Origin of the sequence: Paenibacillus jilunlii, assembly GCF_900102965.1 — a bacterium.
In the GTDB taxonomy this organism is placed as follows: Bacteria; Bacillota; Bacilli; order Paenibacillales; family Paenibacillaceae; genus Paenibacillus_AQ; species Paenibacillus_AQ jilunlii.
The window spans coordinates 13,000-27,408 of record NZ_FNGM01000014.1; the positions used below are offsets into that span (position 1 = coordinate 13,000).

Sequence of the window (14,409 nt, forward strand, 5' to 3'; positions counted from 1 at the left end):
ATTAGGCGTTCTACACATTAAATGGAGGTGTTTTATGTATATCGCTGCATCAGCACAATCGGCGCATGACAATTACAAGCTTTTGATCGGAAGCATTATCCCCCGGCCGATTGCTTTTGTGACCTCAATCAATGAACAAGGCGTGGTGAATGCCGCACCGTTCAGTTTTTTTAATATTGTGAATGATGAACCGCCGATGATTATGTTCTCCTGTCTACGCAAGGCAACCGGAGAAATGAAGCATACTGCAAGCAACATTTTGGGCAACGGGGAGTTTGTGGTGCATATTGTGGACGAGGATAATGTGGCTGCGATTAACCACACCTCGATCAACGCCCCGGAAGGCGTCAGCGAGCTGGAATTGGCCGGACTGACGCCGGTGCCCGGGCAAATGGTCCGGGTTCCGCGTATAGCGGAATGCAGGATTGCCATGGAGTGCCGGCTTACGCGGCATGTGGAGCTGGGACACTGCGATATGCTGATCGGAGAAGTGCTGTGTTTCTATGTAGAGGATGAATTGATTCATAACGGACGCATTGATGCGGCCAAGCTGAAGCCGGTAAGCCGTCTCGCGGGAGCTTCGTATGCGGCGATTGGCCGGACGTTCGATATGGAGAGACCGCAATACGAGTCTTAAAACACGGGAAAGACCCTGCCGGATGCCGACGCGCGGCCCAGCAGGGTCTTTCAGTCTGTGTATCTTTTACCGGTAAGGCTATATGTAAGGATACCGCTGGTTACTCGTTTGAAGAGGATGCCGCTCCCCTGTATTTCTGTTTTAGACTTTTGGCCGTAAAAGCGATATTTTCAATCGGGTCAGTAATCTCCAGGGAATACCCGTCTATTGTCACAGAAGCATTACGGATGGTATGTGCAATGATTTGCCGGCCTGCAACCAGCAGCGATTTGCCGGTTGATTCCCCGCCGACGCTGTGTGCATTAATCGTTCCGGCTGCCTCCAAGGTGGAGTCAGAGGACATGGAGCTATTCTTCGCAAAATAAATATCGCCAGACGAATACAATCTGCTCAGGGAAACCCCTTCTCCATGAATATGGACATCCCCGCCGGATTTTATAATACTGTCATGTGACCCGGCAATATCAATCCGGACCCGTTCCTCCTGCATCTGGTAGATGCCACGGGCCAGGTTCTTCAACAGACTCAGAAAAGAGCCTATTCCCGCATCCGTAATTTGGTCGGTAAACTGTCCGGGATTCAACATAAACTCCATCATATGCTTCAGGATCTTGGTATCCTGAGGATAATCAGCGCTCATGCCTGATAACAGCTCCTGCATGTCACGGATCATACGGGGAAGATGTGCATATTTACTTTCGAGCAGCAGCATGATGACCAATCCGTATTTCACAGTCTGCATCGTTGACTCAACCGTCTCGGCAAGGTTCCTGGCGGCCTCTCTCAGTCTCGCAACCTCCTTCGCCAGCAGTTCGGTGAAGCTGCACAAGCGGTTATGTGTGGCCCCGTATCCCCCGGCATACAGCTCGCTCTCTACAACCATACCGCTGATAAATATGCTGCCTGTAGCAGTGATCCGGGATTTGCGCACATCACCAAAAATATAAACATTGCCCAAAGCCTCAATAACCGTGTTTTTGCTTAAATAATGAGTTGCGATAACATCACCAGGGTACATGAGGGTGACCCCAGCCTCACTGTCACTATGCGGAACGAGGAACGTTTGGGGAAAATCAATTGTTTTTATAAAGGTTCCGCTTCCGGTTATCCGTGGTCTGCCTTTGCGGCAGGCCTTGATCTCCCCGCCCGGAAGCAGTGCGGCGTAGGGGGAGGAGAACAGGGTGAGGTCCTGCGGCGGAGGCGGCGGAAGTACACCGCCATACACATCAAAGCCGGGAAGGCCTTCTTTGGGGGGCAGTTTCTTCGCAAACACTTCGCCTTCCTGCACCATGAAGAATTCCGGGCAGCTTGTTGCTTGGGCGGAATCGGCCATCGGCTTGAATGCATTCTCTATCTTCTGCTGAAACAGCAGTTCCAGACTCGCATCTGTCCCTGGCACGGGAGCCTTGCCTTCAGCAATACACACGGGAAGGTAGGTTGGATTATTCAGCTCCTCGTAAAGCGCAGGGATATTGAGACTGCTGACTATAGGGCTTTTCTCAAATCCGGCCATAATCCGTTCAATGGAAAGGGTGGATAACAGCATATCCCTGTTCATCTCCGCACGGACAGTGACAAAGGCTGAAGCCGGACTATTGACGAGGTTCCAGGCATACCTTTCAGCACGGTAAAGGGTAAAGTACACTTTAAGCTTATCATCGGATACGGTAATCTGGTATTGCGGTTTCTCGCAAATCTCCCAGGTGAGGTCATCTGCAGAGGTAATCTGAGTCGGACCCGTGATGACCTGACCGTTAATCTTCAATACAACAGGATGGATCGATGAGATTACAGCCGGTTTGCCTCCGGGAAGAGGCGGAGTGATGAAGATTTCGTTATTCTGGATAATGATAACACCATTCTTAGCTTCGTCTGTTCCGCCAAACGTCTGAGGATCCACAGAGTAAAGATTCAAGAGATCGGTCTTCCCAAGAAGCATGGAAGCAATGAACTCGTACCGTGAACGTTCGATGGTATGCTGCGGCATTCTCGTAACCTCACTTTTTTCGTATAATCAATGGTATCTGTACAGAAAAGAACATCATGGAGCCGTGATGCTTATATCCTGGGATATCCGACCAAATGGCGTCTCTATTGGCAACCTGGCGACCATAAATGCAGCAATAGCGCTCTTAGGCCCATGGCTTTGCGTCCTGCCCTTTCGGGACAGTTTGCCTTTAGGAATAGATCAATGATATATACTCAGTATGAGGCCAATTAAATCGACTGCAATCGACAAAAAGTGGTCAATACTGGTACGATGTCCAAAAATAACTTCTGCAAACAACATTAATTCTAGTCCTTAAGTAGCGAATTTTCAACTGGAATAATTGAATTTGACTATAAATATTGAATAAAGTAGGTAATTGTTGATTAATTGTAAATAAAATGAATTTATAATTAATGTAGGGCTTGAAGCAGGGGGAAGGGGCATGAAACAGAAGGCTGACTGATAGTGTGAGAGGTGAGAGCGATCCATTAAAAAAAGGGACGCTCCCAAGCTTAAAGCTTGTGGGAGAGTCCCTTTTGTATGAAGCGCACAGCATGTGCAGCTCCAGCTTTGGCCTTCTGCGGTGCGGCTGACATCACTACATAGTCGGCCTGCTCGATTTCTTCCAGCACCCGGTTCAGGTGGGAGAACACTGCGCCGAGATCGCGGATGGAGGTGAGGGAGCATTGTCCCTGCAGCTCGGAGAACCAGGCCAGTTGAAGATCGCGCGCCCGGCGCAGCGATTCGGGAAGCGAACGCTGGCATTCGGCATCCGCCAGTGCCTTCGTCCCATAAAGGGCGATACAGTCTGCGGTGGCTGTGACCACCTCAGCCATCCAGTCGGCTGCGGCATAATGTGCGGGCAGCAGTGCGATTTCCGCACGGATCTCTTTTACATAAGAGTGGATTTTTTTAAGATGGGCCGTTGTCTGTGTCAGTCCACGCAGCTCATTGCGGCAATGGTAATGGGTTAAGGTATAATGCAGCTCCTTCTGCTGCAGCTCGCTCTTCGCCAGCAGTGAAGCGGAGCGTGTCAGGGCGTCTCCCGCCTGAACGGCTTCCCGTCCGCCGCCGGTCTGACCGCTTAGGGCATCCGCCAGCAGCAGGCCGCCTTCCAGAGCCAAGCCCTTAACCTTGACGAACCCCTTAGGCGGAACGATAATCATATTGATGATTAGAGCAATGACTACACCGATAAGCGTTTCAGCGACCCGCCACTCGATATAATGATCATTATAGAAGGTGAGTGCCAGCACAGAGGTTACGCCGACCTGGGAGATCGCCTGGATATTGATCCGGCAGGCTGTGGCGACTCCGATACCGATCAGAAGCATCAGCAGAATGGAAAGGGCTCCTACATCGAAGAACCGCCCCACAATCAGGCTGACAATGCCGCCCAGTACAATGCCGGTCATGCGGTAAACGCCCTTTTCCAGAGAAGCCTTGACGCTGCCCTGTGTAATCAGAATCGCCGCCAGCGGGGCGAAGTATAAATAGCTGTCTCCATACAGCGTATGTACTGCCAGCCAGGAGAGTGAAGCAGCCAGTGTAACACGTATCATATATAAAGACAGTCCGAACTTCTCCAGGCGGTCCTGTAATCCTTCGTTCATTGGAGGTCATCTTCTTTCAGGTTGGTAAAAATGAAATGAATTTCAGCCGTTTTCATTATAGCACCGCAAAACAGCCTGGGAGGTTCTTAAATTTTACGAACTTGTTAAGTTTCCGGACTGGTTTTAACCATGTATGCTATCGCATATATAGGACTAATCCGTTATGCTATATATTATGGAAGGTTGTCGAAGAAAGGGAGGAATTGTCGCTTGCACGCGCTGAGCCAGCCCGCTTCGATTGTCCCCCGCAGGAAGCGGGTAAAATAGATTGTATACATAAGGTAAGGGAGGTTGTTAGCTATAGCTACCCCGGAAGGCACTATTATTTCTTTTGACCAGGTGATCAAACAATACGACGACGAAGAGCCTGTATTGAAAGGCGTCAGCTTCGAGATCGAACGCGGTAAATTCTATACCTTGCTGGGTCCTTCGGGCTGCGGCAAGACGACTATTCTGCGGCTGATTGCCGGTTTCGCTGAGCCGACTAAAGGCTCTATTTATCTCAACGGCCAAATCATCAACCACATTCCCGCCAACGAGCGGCAGGTCAATACGGTATTTCAGGACTATGCGCTGTTTCCGCACCTGAACGTATTCGAGAATGTGGCTTTCGGACTGCGCATCAAGAAGCTTAAGAAGGATGTTATCACGCATAAGGTGCAGGAAGCGCTGCGCTTCGTGAACCTTGTAGGCTATGAGCAGCGTGCAATTAATGAAATGTCCGGCGGACAAAGACAGCGTGTGGCGATTGCCCGCGCCATCGTCAATGAGCCGCAGGTGCTGCTGCTGGATGAGCCGCTGTCGGCGCTGGACTTGAAGCTGCGTACAGAGATGCAGTATATTCTGCGGGAAATGCAGCAGCGGCTGGGCATTACCTTTATATTCGTGACCCATGACCAGGAAGAAGCGCTGGCGATGTCGGACTGGATCTTTGTCATGAACGGCGGACGGATCGAGCAGAGCGGCACGCCCAACGATATTTATGATGAGCCGATCAACCGCTTTGTGGCCGATTTCATCGGGGAATCGAATATTGTGCCGGGTGTGATGATCGACGATTACCTGGTGGAGTTTAACGGTCACCGGTTCGAATGTGTCGATGCCGGGCTAAGACGCAATGAAGCGGTGGAGATCGTTATTCGTCCCGAGGACCTGGAGATTGCCGCGCTTGAACAGGGCAAGCTGCGCGTGCGCGTAGATTCCCAGCTGTTCCGGGGCGTGCACTACGAGATCAGCTGCTACGACGAATCCGGCCATGAGTGGCTGGTTCATTCCACGCGCAAAGCAGAGGTCGGCAGCGAAATCGGCCTTTATTTTGATCCGGAAGCGATTCATGTCATGCGGTTCGGTGAAACGGAGGAAGAATTCGACAAACGTCTGGAAGCTTACGGCGAGGTGGAGAGCCATGAAGAATAAGGGCAAGTCGTATTTTCTCATCCCTTACTACTTGTGGATCGCGCTGTTTGTCATAGCTCCGGTGCTGCTGGTGGTCTATTATTCCCTGTTTGATCTGGACGGGCATCTCACGCTGGACAATTATGTGAACTTCTTTACACCGGTATATATGAAAATGATGCTTAACTCCTTCTGGTATGCATTCCTGATCACGCTGTTTTCGCTTCTGGTAGCCTATCCCGCCGCCTATCTGCTGACCCGGACGAAGCATAAGCAGCTGTGGCTGCTGCTGATTATTCTGCCAACATGGATTAATCTGCTGCTGAAGACATATGCATTCATCGGCATTTTTGGAACCTTCGGGCCGGTTAATAATTTCTTCGGCCTGCTTGGCATCGGGGAGCAGCAGATTCTGTTTACCGGCTTCAGTTTTGTGTTTGTGTCCGTGTACATTTTTATCCCGTTCATGATTCTGCCGATCTTCAGTGCTTTGGAGGAGCTGAATTTGTCGCTGGTGGATGCCGCGCGCGATCTGGGCGCTTCCGGGTGGACGACGTTCCGCCGGGTGATCTTTCCGCTGACGATCTCCGGGGTGCGCTCCGGCTGTATGGCCGTTTTTATCCCGGCGCTGTCGCTGTTCATGATTACGCGCCTTATCGCGGGCAACCGGGTCATTACACTGGGCACTGCGATTGAGCAGCATTTTCTGGTTACGCAGGACTGGGGAATGGGCTCTACGGTCGCTGTCTTCCTGATCGTCATTATGGCGCTGTTCATGCTGCTGACGGGCGGCTCGCGGAAAGGGGTGCGCCAGTGAGGAACAAAAACGGACTTGCCAATCTGTATCTGGTGCTGGTCTTCGCCGTGCTGTATGCACCGATTCTGTATCTGATGTACTACTCGTTCAACAGCGGGGGCACGATGCACAAATTCGAAGGCTTCACGCTGGATTATTACCGCGAGGTCCTTCAGGATACAAGGCTGATGATTATTGTCATCAATACGCTGGTGATTGCGCTGCTGTCTTCAGCGATTGCCACACTGATTGCAATTATCGGCGCACTGGCGATTCAGCGTGTCCGCAGCCGCCGGGCCAAAAACACGCTGCTCTCGCTGAACAACGTGCTGATCGTCAGCCCGGATGTGATTATCGGGGCCTCGTTCCTCATCCTGTTCACGATTGTAGGCATTAAGCTGGGCTTCACTTCTGTACTGCTCTCGCATGTGGCGTTCAGCGTGCCGATTGCCGTGCTGATGATCCTGCCGCATCTGCAGGAGATGAGCCCCACGCTGACCGATGCGGCCCGCGATCTGGGAGCCAGCCGCCGTGATGTGCTGACGAAGGTTGTATTGCCGATTATTAAGCCGGGGATTTTCAGCGGCTTTTTCATGGCCCTGACCTATTCGCTGGATGACTTTGCGGTAACCTTCTTCGTTACGGGCAACGGATATTCCACGCTGTCGGTAGAAATCTACTCCCGGGCACGGCAAGGCGTGTCACTGTCGATCAACGCGCTGTCGACGCTGATCTTCCTCTTCACCATCCTGCTGGTCATCGGGTACTATTTCCTGAACCGGCGCAAGAACCGTCCGGCGGGCCCGCTCTCCGAGCCTGCCGCCGAAATGGGGGTGCCTAGATGAAGCAGCTGGTTAATGCGTTTCTGGCGATTCTTATTGTTGCCTTCGGGCTGATGTTCCTCGCGTCCCGGCTGAACTCAGCCGAGGGATACTCAGGGGGGAATACGCTGACCATCTATAACTGGGGCGATTATATTGAGCCTGAACTGCTGAAGCAGTTCGAGAAAGAGACGGGAATTACGGTCATCTACCAGACCTTTGATTCCAATGAGGCCATGCTGACAAAGGTCGAACAGGGCGGAACGACCTTTGATGTTGTGGTCCCGTCGGACTATGCTATTGCCAAGATGCGGGAGGAGAACCTGCTGTTGCCGCTGGATAAAAGCAAGATCCCGAATCTGGCCAACATCGATTCCCGGTTTATGGATCTGTCGTTCGACCCGGGCAACGTCTACTCCGTGCCTTATTTCTGGGGGACGGTTGGCATTATCTTTAACCCGGGCATGACCAAGGGCATGGATTTCAGCAGCTGGGATTCCCTATGGGACAGCAGGCTGAAGAATAATATTTTTCTGGTGGATGGAGCCCGCGAAGTTATGGGCATGGCGCTGAACAGCCTGCATTATTCTGTTAATGACCAGGACGAGGAGCATCTGCAGGAAGCATTGTCCAAGCTGAACCGGCTCTCGCCCAATGTGAAGGCGATTGTCGGCGACGAGATCAAGATGCTGCTGGCGAATGAGGAAGCGGCAGTCGGGATTGTATGGTCCGGCGATGCCTCGGAGATCATGGACGAGAACGACAAGCTGGACTATGTGGTGCCGAAGGAAGGCTCGAACAAATGGTTCGACAACATGGTCATCCCGCGCACGGCAGTGAATGTGGAAGGGGCGCACAAGTTCATCGACTTCATGCTCCGGCCAGACGTTGCAGCCAAAAATGCGGAGTACGTCGGCTACTCCACCCCTAATGTTCCGGCGCTGAAGCTGCTTCCCGAAGAAATCTCCGGCGATACGCGCTTCTACCCGCCCGCCGAAATTACCGACCGGCTGGAGGTCTACGACAATCTCGGCAAGCGGATGCTCGCCCACTATAATGAGCTGTTCCTGAGATTTAAAATGAATAAGAAATGAATAAGAAATGAAGAGGATATAAATGAGATATGAGCGGGTGGGACTTCGGGGCGGAATGAAACAGACCTTAATACTGCTGTGTTAGCGGAGCGCCGGTAACAAGTCCTGAGCCCCGCCCCTCCTTACACTCGACAGAAAAGAGCCTGATGCGGTATTTCGCTTCAGGCTCTTTTCTGTAGTCGAGGGCGGAGCCGCAAGTGGAACCGCGCGTACGAGGCGCGGAGAGGAATGAGGCAAAAGGCTGGTGGTATGTGCTTTGTGGCCGTAACCCGGTAGCCCCGTAACCCTGCCCCATTGCAGGCACATGGGTTTGAATTTAGAACACACTTGCTTTGTATACTCCTAATTAGTGGGGATTTCTCCACTAAAATTCTTTAGGCCACCTCTTTAGGAGGCACGAGTGGGAAAAAGTACACTTAAAACAAGCCTAAACACAGATAATGAGTAAATTCGAGTGGAATAAATATACTTTTTCCACCTAATTGTTCTGAAATGGCGAAAATGAACAGATTAGGTTCACTTTTTCCATCTAACCTTAGATATGAGTGTTAGCTAAAGAACGAACGGGACCCGCAAGCAACTATTCACTTGAACGATCCGGCGAACGCGACCCGCGCAGCTGTTGGCACCATCATTGCGACGATCGCGGGCAGTAACCCGGGAATTGGTAAAGTAACTAATAAGACAACGTGGGTAGTAGCAGGCAACTGCTGAATAATAAAGCAGCCCAGCGAGTGTGACCGGAATTGGCATTTGATGAGCACAAATAACCGGATCAACGGGAAACTGCCTGGTAAACCGCCTGTAAGTTACTCGAAACATACTGCGATCCGCAAACTCCAGCGCAATCCGCCAACGATAGGTCCACTGTTAAATAGACTTGTTTTTAAAACTAACGATTAGAAGTACTCCAAAACCCCGCGCGCCAGCTCGTAACGCACAATTCTCTGCTGCTTGGTGTCGGCGGAAGGGAGCAGCCAGCCTTTTACGGTCAGACTGCGGAGTATTTGAATCGCCGTTTTGTAGGTGATATTGAAATGCTCCTTCACATCCTGAGGGCGGATGGGACGAGCCAATTGAACGGCCAGCCGGATTACCTCCTGTTCCATAAGCAACACGCGTGATACAGGCGCTTCAGACGGTTGAAACCTGCCCAGAACCATGCGCAGCAAGGTCATGCAGAGCTCGGGACGCTGCTCCACATCATCATAGGCAAAAGAAATCACATGATAGCCCATAGCATACAGAAACGTTTCGCGGTTCAATTCACTGCAGTACTTTTGCCGGTCCATATCACGGACATGCGAGGCATAACCCTTAATTTCGATGAGCAGCTTTACATACCCGGGCAGCCAGGCGAAATCAGCAAAATAAGATCTCCCCCGCCAGTCGGTCACCTCATATTCGGGATGAAGTCCGGTAAAATGTCCCCGGAGCGGCCACCAGACATTACGGAGGAATAAGGCTTCAGCGTGCTGATGACCTCTTTCCAGCCGTCCCCGCCGCTCTCCTGCCGGTCTGTCCGCCAAATGACCATTTATAAATTGCAAATGCGCTTCTTCAAATACCAATCGTTCACTCTCCCCGGAAAAATAGAAAACGCCCCGGCTTCCCCTAAGAGGGCAACCGGGACGTTCTTCGTCTCGCTTCAATAAGTATAGGCCAAACATGAACTATCGTCAAACATAGCGCTATAGCCAAGGCGGCCGGTTTGTAATAGCTATTTTACACCCACCCGCATCCGGTAGCTGATCAGCACAGGCAGGGTCCGGCCTTGAAAAAACTGCTCCACATCTGCCGTGAACCCGGCAATATCCTGTGTCAGGGCAGCCGGATCAAGCTTAAGGACGGTCTGGATTCCGCCTTGACTGAGCATAAGCCCGACATAACGCTGTGCATCACAGTTTTCCGTATTATGAAAAACAATTTCCCGCGCATAGGTAAAGACTCCGCTGGCCTTCATCCGGGCCAAATGTCCTTCTTTGTCCCATTTGCAGGCCTGCTCGGCAGCGGGCTGAAGCTCTGCAAGCAAAGCTTCGGAAGTGGCAATCAGATGGCTGTAGCGGGCCTCAATATCCGGCTGCAGGACCAGCGGCCAATCACAATCATAAGCGGCGAATATTCCGCCCGGACGGAGGCAACGGGAGACTTCCTGCAGCGTACTGCCCGGGTCCATCCAGTGGAACGATTGCGAGCAGGTGATGATGTCCACGCTGTCCGGTGAGAAGGGAAGCTGGTTGGAGAAGCCTTGAATAAAGGACAGGGAGGGTGCAGAATCCTTCAAAAAATGCAGCTTTTCCAATGCTTTGCCCAGCATATCAGAATTAGGCTCCACTCCGGTTACAGTCTCCGCTGCATCCTTCCAGAGAAAGGTGGACAGTCCGGTTCCGCAGCCCACATCGGCCCAGGTACCGGGTTAGCCGCTCAATGACAATCGGCGGAGCTTCGGGCCGGTAGCGGTCATACTCATCCTGGAAACCCAGGAAACGTTCGATATTCGGCTTGCTGTTGCCGGCAGGAATCACATCAAATCCTCCTCGCTGTTCTTAATCTGTCCTTCTATCCTGAAATAACAATGTCCGAACTGGAACATTGTGTTCGGAGCCTCAGATTGGGCGGACTTTAGACCGTTGTGCAGCCGTGGGGCAGTTTGCAATCTTTAAGGTTCTTCTTCAAAACATTATCGCCTGATAGTGCCGCGAATGAACGGAGTGGCTGTCTTTGTATTGTCAGCGTAGTCTATTGTCAACGCAGTCTATCGTCAGCGCAGGTTAAGAAACAATATCAATCAGGGGAGGGCGGGAGGTTGAGCGCCGAGTTAAGAAATAACCGGCTCCCGGAGCGTTAGCATGTGGACGGGAGCCGATGGAATGTTGTCTGTCCGTGTGCTACCGCAGCAGCACCGGATCAACCGCCGGACCCAGCCCTTCGGCGGCGGCACGGTTCAAGAGGGCCGCAATCGCGGCATAGCCGTCATCGCCCAGGTTCATGGTGAACTCATTGACATACAGGTCAATATGCGACTTGGCTACCTCAGGTGACAACTCCTGGGCATGCTCCAACACATAGTCTCTGCAATCTGTCGGGTGATCCCACGCATATTGCAGCGAGCTGCGAATCCAGCCGGTGATGGCCTCGTGGTCCAGATCGCGGCGGGCGATAATCGCACCGAGCGGGATGGGCAGCCCGGTGTCGCTCTCCCACCAGCTGCCGAGATCAGTCAGCAGGTTAAGGCCGTAGGACGGATAAGTGAAGCGGGCTTCATGGATGACAAGCCCTGCATCGATCTGTCCGTCACGCACCGCAGGCATAATCTCGTCGAAGGGCAGGACGACGATCTCGGCTGGGCCGCCCGGCACCTGCTGTGCCGCCCATAGCCGGAACAGCAGATAGGCGGTCGAGCGCTCGCTTGGCACGGCGATTCTCCGGCCCGACAGCTCGCGCGGATGCCTGATGGCGCCTGCGCCCTCGCGGGTGAGCACCAGCGGGCCGCAGCCCCGGCCAAGCGCACCGCCGCAAGGCAGCAGCTTGTACTTCTCAAGCACCCAGGGAAGGGCGGCATAGGAGATTTTGAGCACCTCCGGTCCGGCGCCGTCCGCAGCCAGGCCGTTGGTGATATCGATATCGGCAAACGTCACATTCAGTTTGGGCGCGCCCGGAACTAAGCCGTGGGCCCAGGCATGGAACACGAAAGTATCGTTAGGACAAGGGGAGAAGGCAATATTCAGCTCTGTTGTCATTTACAGTACCTCCAATAGAATAGCCGCCGCTGCTGTGAGGGCGTCTAAGGCTTCATTGATCTTCCACGCGGCCCGGTCGCGCGGGCCGACCGGGTTTGAGATTGCGCGCAGCTCCAGCGCCGCAATCCCTAGCGCCTGGGCGGCCACGGCAACCCCGTGGCCTTCCATCGCTTCCGCCGCCGCCTCCGGGTGGCGGGCGGCCAAGGCGGCGGCCGTCCCGGCGGTGCCGGTCGCCGTAGACACGGTAAGCACGGGACCCGTGCTTACCGCTAGCCCGGCCGCTGCCAGCGCGGCCGCAAGGGCCTGCACCGTGCCGCGCTCCGCCGGCACGGTCACGCTGCCGAAGCCGAGCTCGGCAGCGCTGCGGAAGCCCTCCGGCGTCTCTGCGCCGAGGGCCGCGTCAGTCATCTCGCTGGCGACGACCAGCGAGCCTACGGGCGCACGGCCCGGGAAACCGCCGCCGATCCCGGCGCTGACGACGCAGCCGTAGCTCCCGGCTGCCAGAGCGGCGGCGGTTCCCGCCGCCGCCGCGGCGGTGCCGGCGCCCGCCGCAATCACATCGAACCTGCCGCTGCCGTTCAGGCCGCGCAGGACCGCGTCCCGCTCCGCTGCGACCGCCGTCACGATGAGGACGCGGGAACATTCCGCGCCGCCGGAGGCGGTGTCACCGGCAGCTTGTCTATCCAATACATTCATGAGGTAGCCTCCTTCTATATAAATACATATCAAAATGAAGATTAGCTGCCAAAGAAACCGCCCCTCAGCTATCGATGAAAAGAAATGCGTGACCTCTCTTCTATATAAGGGGGCATGGTGTGCAGCAGATGTAATGAAACGAAACTCTAAAAGAGATTAGTGCAAGATTCAATTGTACAGCGTGCTGCAGATCCGCTGTCCAGTTCAGTCTGTAGAACATTCTGCTGCACCAAATGCAGCAGAGCAGTTAAGCCTCCAGGGATACTCCCGGTTACGCTTTTTATGCAGTTCCGTGCGGGCTTCAGCCGGCTGCTTAAGGAAAGGAGTCTGCTCCCTTTTCCAAGGAAAAGGATACGCCGTTTTTAGAGGCAGGTCAAACCGCTGTGATTATTTTAACTGCAGGTGTTGACAATAGAGAGAGAATGGATTATATTTATCTTAAGTTAAAGATAATTAATTTAAAGATAAATGAAAGACGTTTGGAGGTGAACAAGGATGAGTGATATCAAGGAAGCAGCAAGCACAGCCGGCGGCACTCAGGATGAGGAGCAGTCAGCATCACTGAAATTATTCGTTGTCCTGTCCAAGGCATATAAGAGCCTTATGGATCATGCGGTGAAGGATATGAAGAGCCATGGGCTTGCTTCGGCGGAGTTTATGGTGCTGGAGGTCCTGTATCACAGAACCCGGATTCCGTTGCAGCAGATCGGTGAGAAGATCCTTGTTACCAGCGGCAGCATTACCTACAACATCGACAAGCTGGAGAAGAGAGGTTTGCTGAAGCGTGTTCCATGCAGTGAGGACCGCCGTGTAACTTACGCTGAGATAACCGATGCGGGGCGCGAGCTGTTCGATGATATTTTTCCCCGTCATGTAAGTTCCATTCACAGCTTGATGAGTGGTCTGAACCAGGAAGAAAAGAGTCAGGCGATCCAGCTGCTGAAGAAGCTTGGCAAAGGCGTATAGAACAGAATGTTCCACTTGCAAAGGTGCGCCTTGCCAGGATTAGAAGCGGAGTGACATCCGGTCATAGAAACAAAAGTTGTTCAACAGAAATAAGCGTAGGACCAAAAAATTTTTACCTAATATCTTAACGTTAAGATAATTAAATCCAAGAGAATGGGGAGTGTTTAAAATGGTTAGTGTAGGTTTATTGTTGATGAGATTGGTGATCGGGATTGCGTTTATCGGGCATGGCTCACAGAAGTTGTTTGGCTGGTTTGGCGGCTACGGTCCGAAAGGGACCGGAGGCTGGATGGAGTCGGTTGGCATTAAGCCCGGCGTGCTGATGGCGGTAGTGGCAGGGCTGATGGAGCTTGTCGGAGGTCTGCTGTTCGCAGCTGGATTCCTGACGCCGGTGGCCGCCGTACTCATTGCCGCAGCGATGCTCGGCGCCATGGTTAAGGTTCATGCCCCTAATGGCTTCTGGTCTACGGCCAACGGGATTGAGTTTCCGCTGACGCTGCTGGTGGTTGCGGTAGGCGTGGCACTGGCCGGGCCGGGATCGATCTCCCTTGATGCGCTGTTTTTCAACTGATCCGGCAATGCAAGACCATAACCGCAGCTTTAAAGCCTCAAAATAACTTTTTATGAAAAAAAGGTTCTCTGCCCTCTTGGGTGCAAGCTG

12 protein-coding genes, 1 pseudogene and 1 riboswitch are annotated in these 14,409 nt (G+C 53.0%); of the genes and pseudogenes, 7 read left to right on the forward strand and 6 right to left on the reverse strand.

Annotated features, from left to right (window positions below):
- The first annotated feature begins 34 nt into the window (after positions 1-34).
- The gene (locus tag BLQ82_RS21715) at positions 35-637 is read left to right on the forward strand and encodes a flavin reductase family protein (RefSeq protein WP_062522704.1); all 603 of its coding nucleotides are present in this window, start codon (positions 35-37) and stop codon (positions 635-637) included.
- A 100-nt stretch (positions 638-737) separates the two neighbouring features.
- On the opposite strand, the gene BLQ82_RS21720 is transcribed toward BLQ82_RS21715, so the two are convergent.
- Both BLQ82_RS21720 and BLQ82_RS21725 read right to left on the reverse strand, forming a co-directional pair.
- Complete coding sequence (locus tag BLQ82_RS21720) at positions 738-2,624, reverse strand: flagellar assembly protein A (RefSeq protein ID WP_062522702.1); 1,887 nt, start codon at positions 2,622-2,624, stop codon at positions 738-740.
- A gap of 106 nt (positions 2,625-2,730) precedes the next feature.
- Positions 2,731-2,823, reverse strand: a riboswitch (cyclic di-GMP riboswitch).
- 316 nt (positions 2,824-3,139) lie between these two features.
- The gene (locus BLQ82_RS21725) at positions 3,140-4,240 is read right to left on the reverse strand and encodes an FUSC family protein (protein WP_062522700.1); all 1,101 of its coding nucleotides are present in this window, start codon (positions 4,238-4,240) and stop codon (positions 3,140-3,142) included.
- Between the two features lie 291 nt (positions 4,241-4,531).
- On the opposite strand from BLQ82_RS21725, the gene BLQ82_RS21730 reads away from it, so the two are divergent.
- From BLQ82_RS21730 to BLQ82_RS21745, 4 genes are read left to right on the forward strand one after another with little or no spacing between them, the layout of a single operon-like run.
- Positions 4,532-5,656, forward strand: coding sequence for an ABC transporter ATP-binding protein (locus BLQ82_RS21730; protein ID WP_208810733.1), 1,125 nt, complete (start codon positions 4,532-4,534; stop codon positions 5,654-5,656).
- Entirely contained in the window at positions 5,646-6,452 is an 807-nt protein-coding gene (locus BLQ82_RS21735; RefSeq protein WP_062522698.1) for an ABC transporter permease, read from the forward strand. Before BLQ82_RS21730 ends, BLQ82_RS21735 begins: the two co-directional genes overlap by 11 nt.
- On the forward strand, positions 6,449-7,276 hold the full coding sequence (locus BLQ82_RS21740; RefSeq protein ID WP_062522696.1) for an ABC transporter permease: 828 nt from the start codon (positions 6,449-6,451) through the stop codon (positions 7,274-7,276). Before BLQ82_RS21735 ends, BLQ82_RS21740 begins: the two co-directional genes overlap by 4 nt.
- Positions 7,273-8,346 carry an ABC transporter substrate-binding protein gene (locus tag BLQ82_RS21745; RefSeq protein ID WP_062522695.1) on the forward strand — a complete coding sequence of 358 codons (1,074 nt, stop codon included), beginning with the start codon at positions 7,273-7,275 and terminating at the stop codon, positions 8,344-8,346. The genes BLQ82_RS21740 and BLQ82_RS21745 overlap by 4 nt, the downstream gene beginning before the upstream one ends.
- An 899-nt stretch (positions 8,347-9,245) precedes the next feature.
- On the opposite strand, the gene BLQ82_RS21750 is transcribed toward BLQ82_RS21745, so the two are convergent.
- From BLQ82_RS21750 to BLQ82_RS21765, 4 genes and pseudogenes are all read right to left on the reverse strand, one after another.
- Positions 9,246-9,917, reverse strand: coding sequence for a hypothetical protein (locus BLQ82_RS21750; protein WP_062522693.1), 672 nt, complete (start codon positions 9,915-9,917; stop codon positions 9,246-9,248).
- Positions 9,918-10,066: 149 nt separating this feature from the next.
- Positions 10,067-10,871 (reverse strand): annotated as a pseudogene (locus tag BLQ82_RS21755) (class I SAM-dependent methyltransferase).
- A gap of 363 nt (positions 10,872-11,234) precedes the next feature.
- Positions 11,235-12,074, reverse strand: a complete 840-nt coding sequence (locus BLQ82_RS21760; protein ID WP_062522740.1) for a 1,4-dihydroxy-6-naphtoate synthase — start codon at positions 12,072-12,074, stop codon at positions 11,235-11,237.
- Positions 12,075-12,086: 12 nt separating this feature from the next.
- On the reverse strand, positions 12,087-12,782 hold the full coding sequence (locus tag BLQ82_RS21765) for a futalosine hydrolase (protein ID WP_244280929.1): 696 nt from the start codon (positions 12,780-12,782) through the stop codon (positions 12,087-12,089).
- A 495-nt stretch (positions 12,783-13,277) separates the two neighbouring features.
- Between BLQ82_RS21765 and BLQ82_RS21770 the strand changes: the two genes are divergently transcribed.
- Positions 13,278-13,748, forward strand: coding sequence for a MarR family winged helix-turn-helix transcriptional regulator (locus BLQ82_RS21770; protein WP_082722627.1), 471 nt, complete (start codon positions 13,278-13,280; stop codon positions 13,746-13,748).
- 169 nt (positions 13,749-13,917) lie between these two features.
- Positions 13,918-14,319, forward strand: a complete 402-nt coding sequence (locus BLQ82_RS21775) for a DoxX family protein (RefSeq protein ID WP_062522691.1) — start codon at positions 13,918-13,920, stop codon at positions 14,317-14,319.
- Positions 14,320-14,409: the final 90 nt, after the last annotated feature.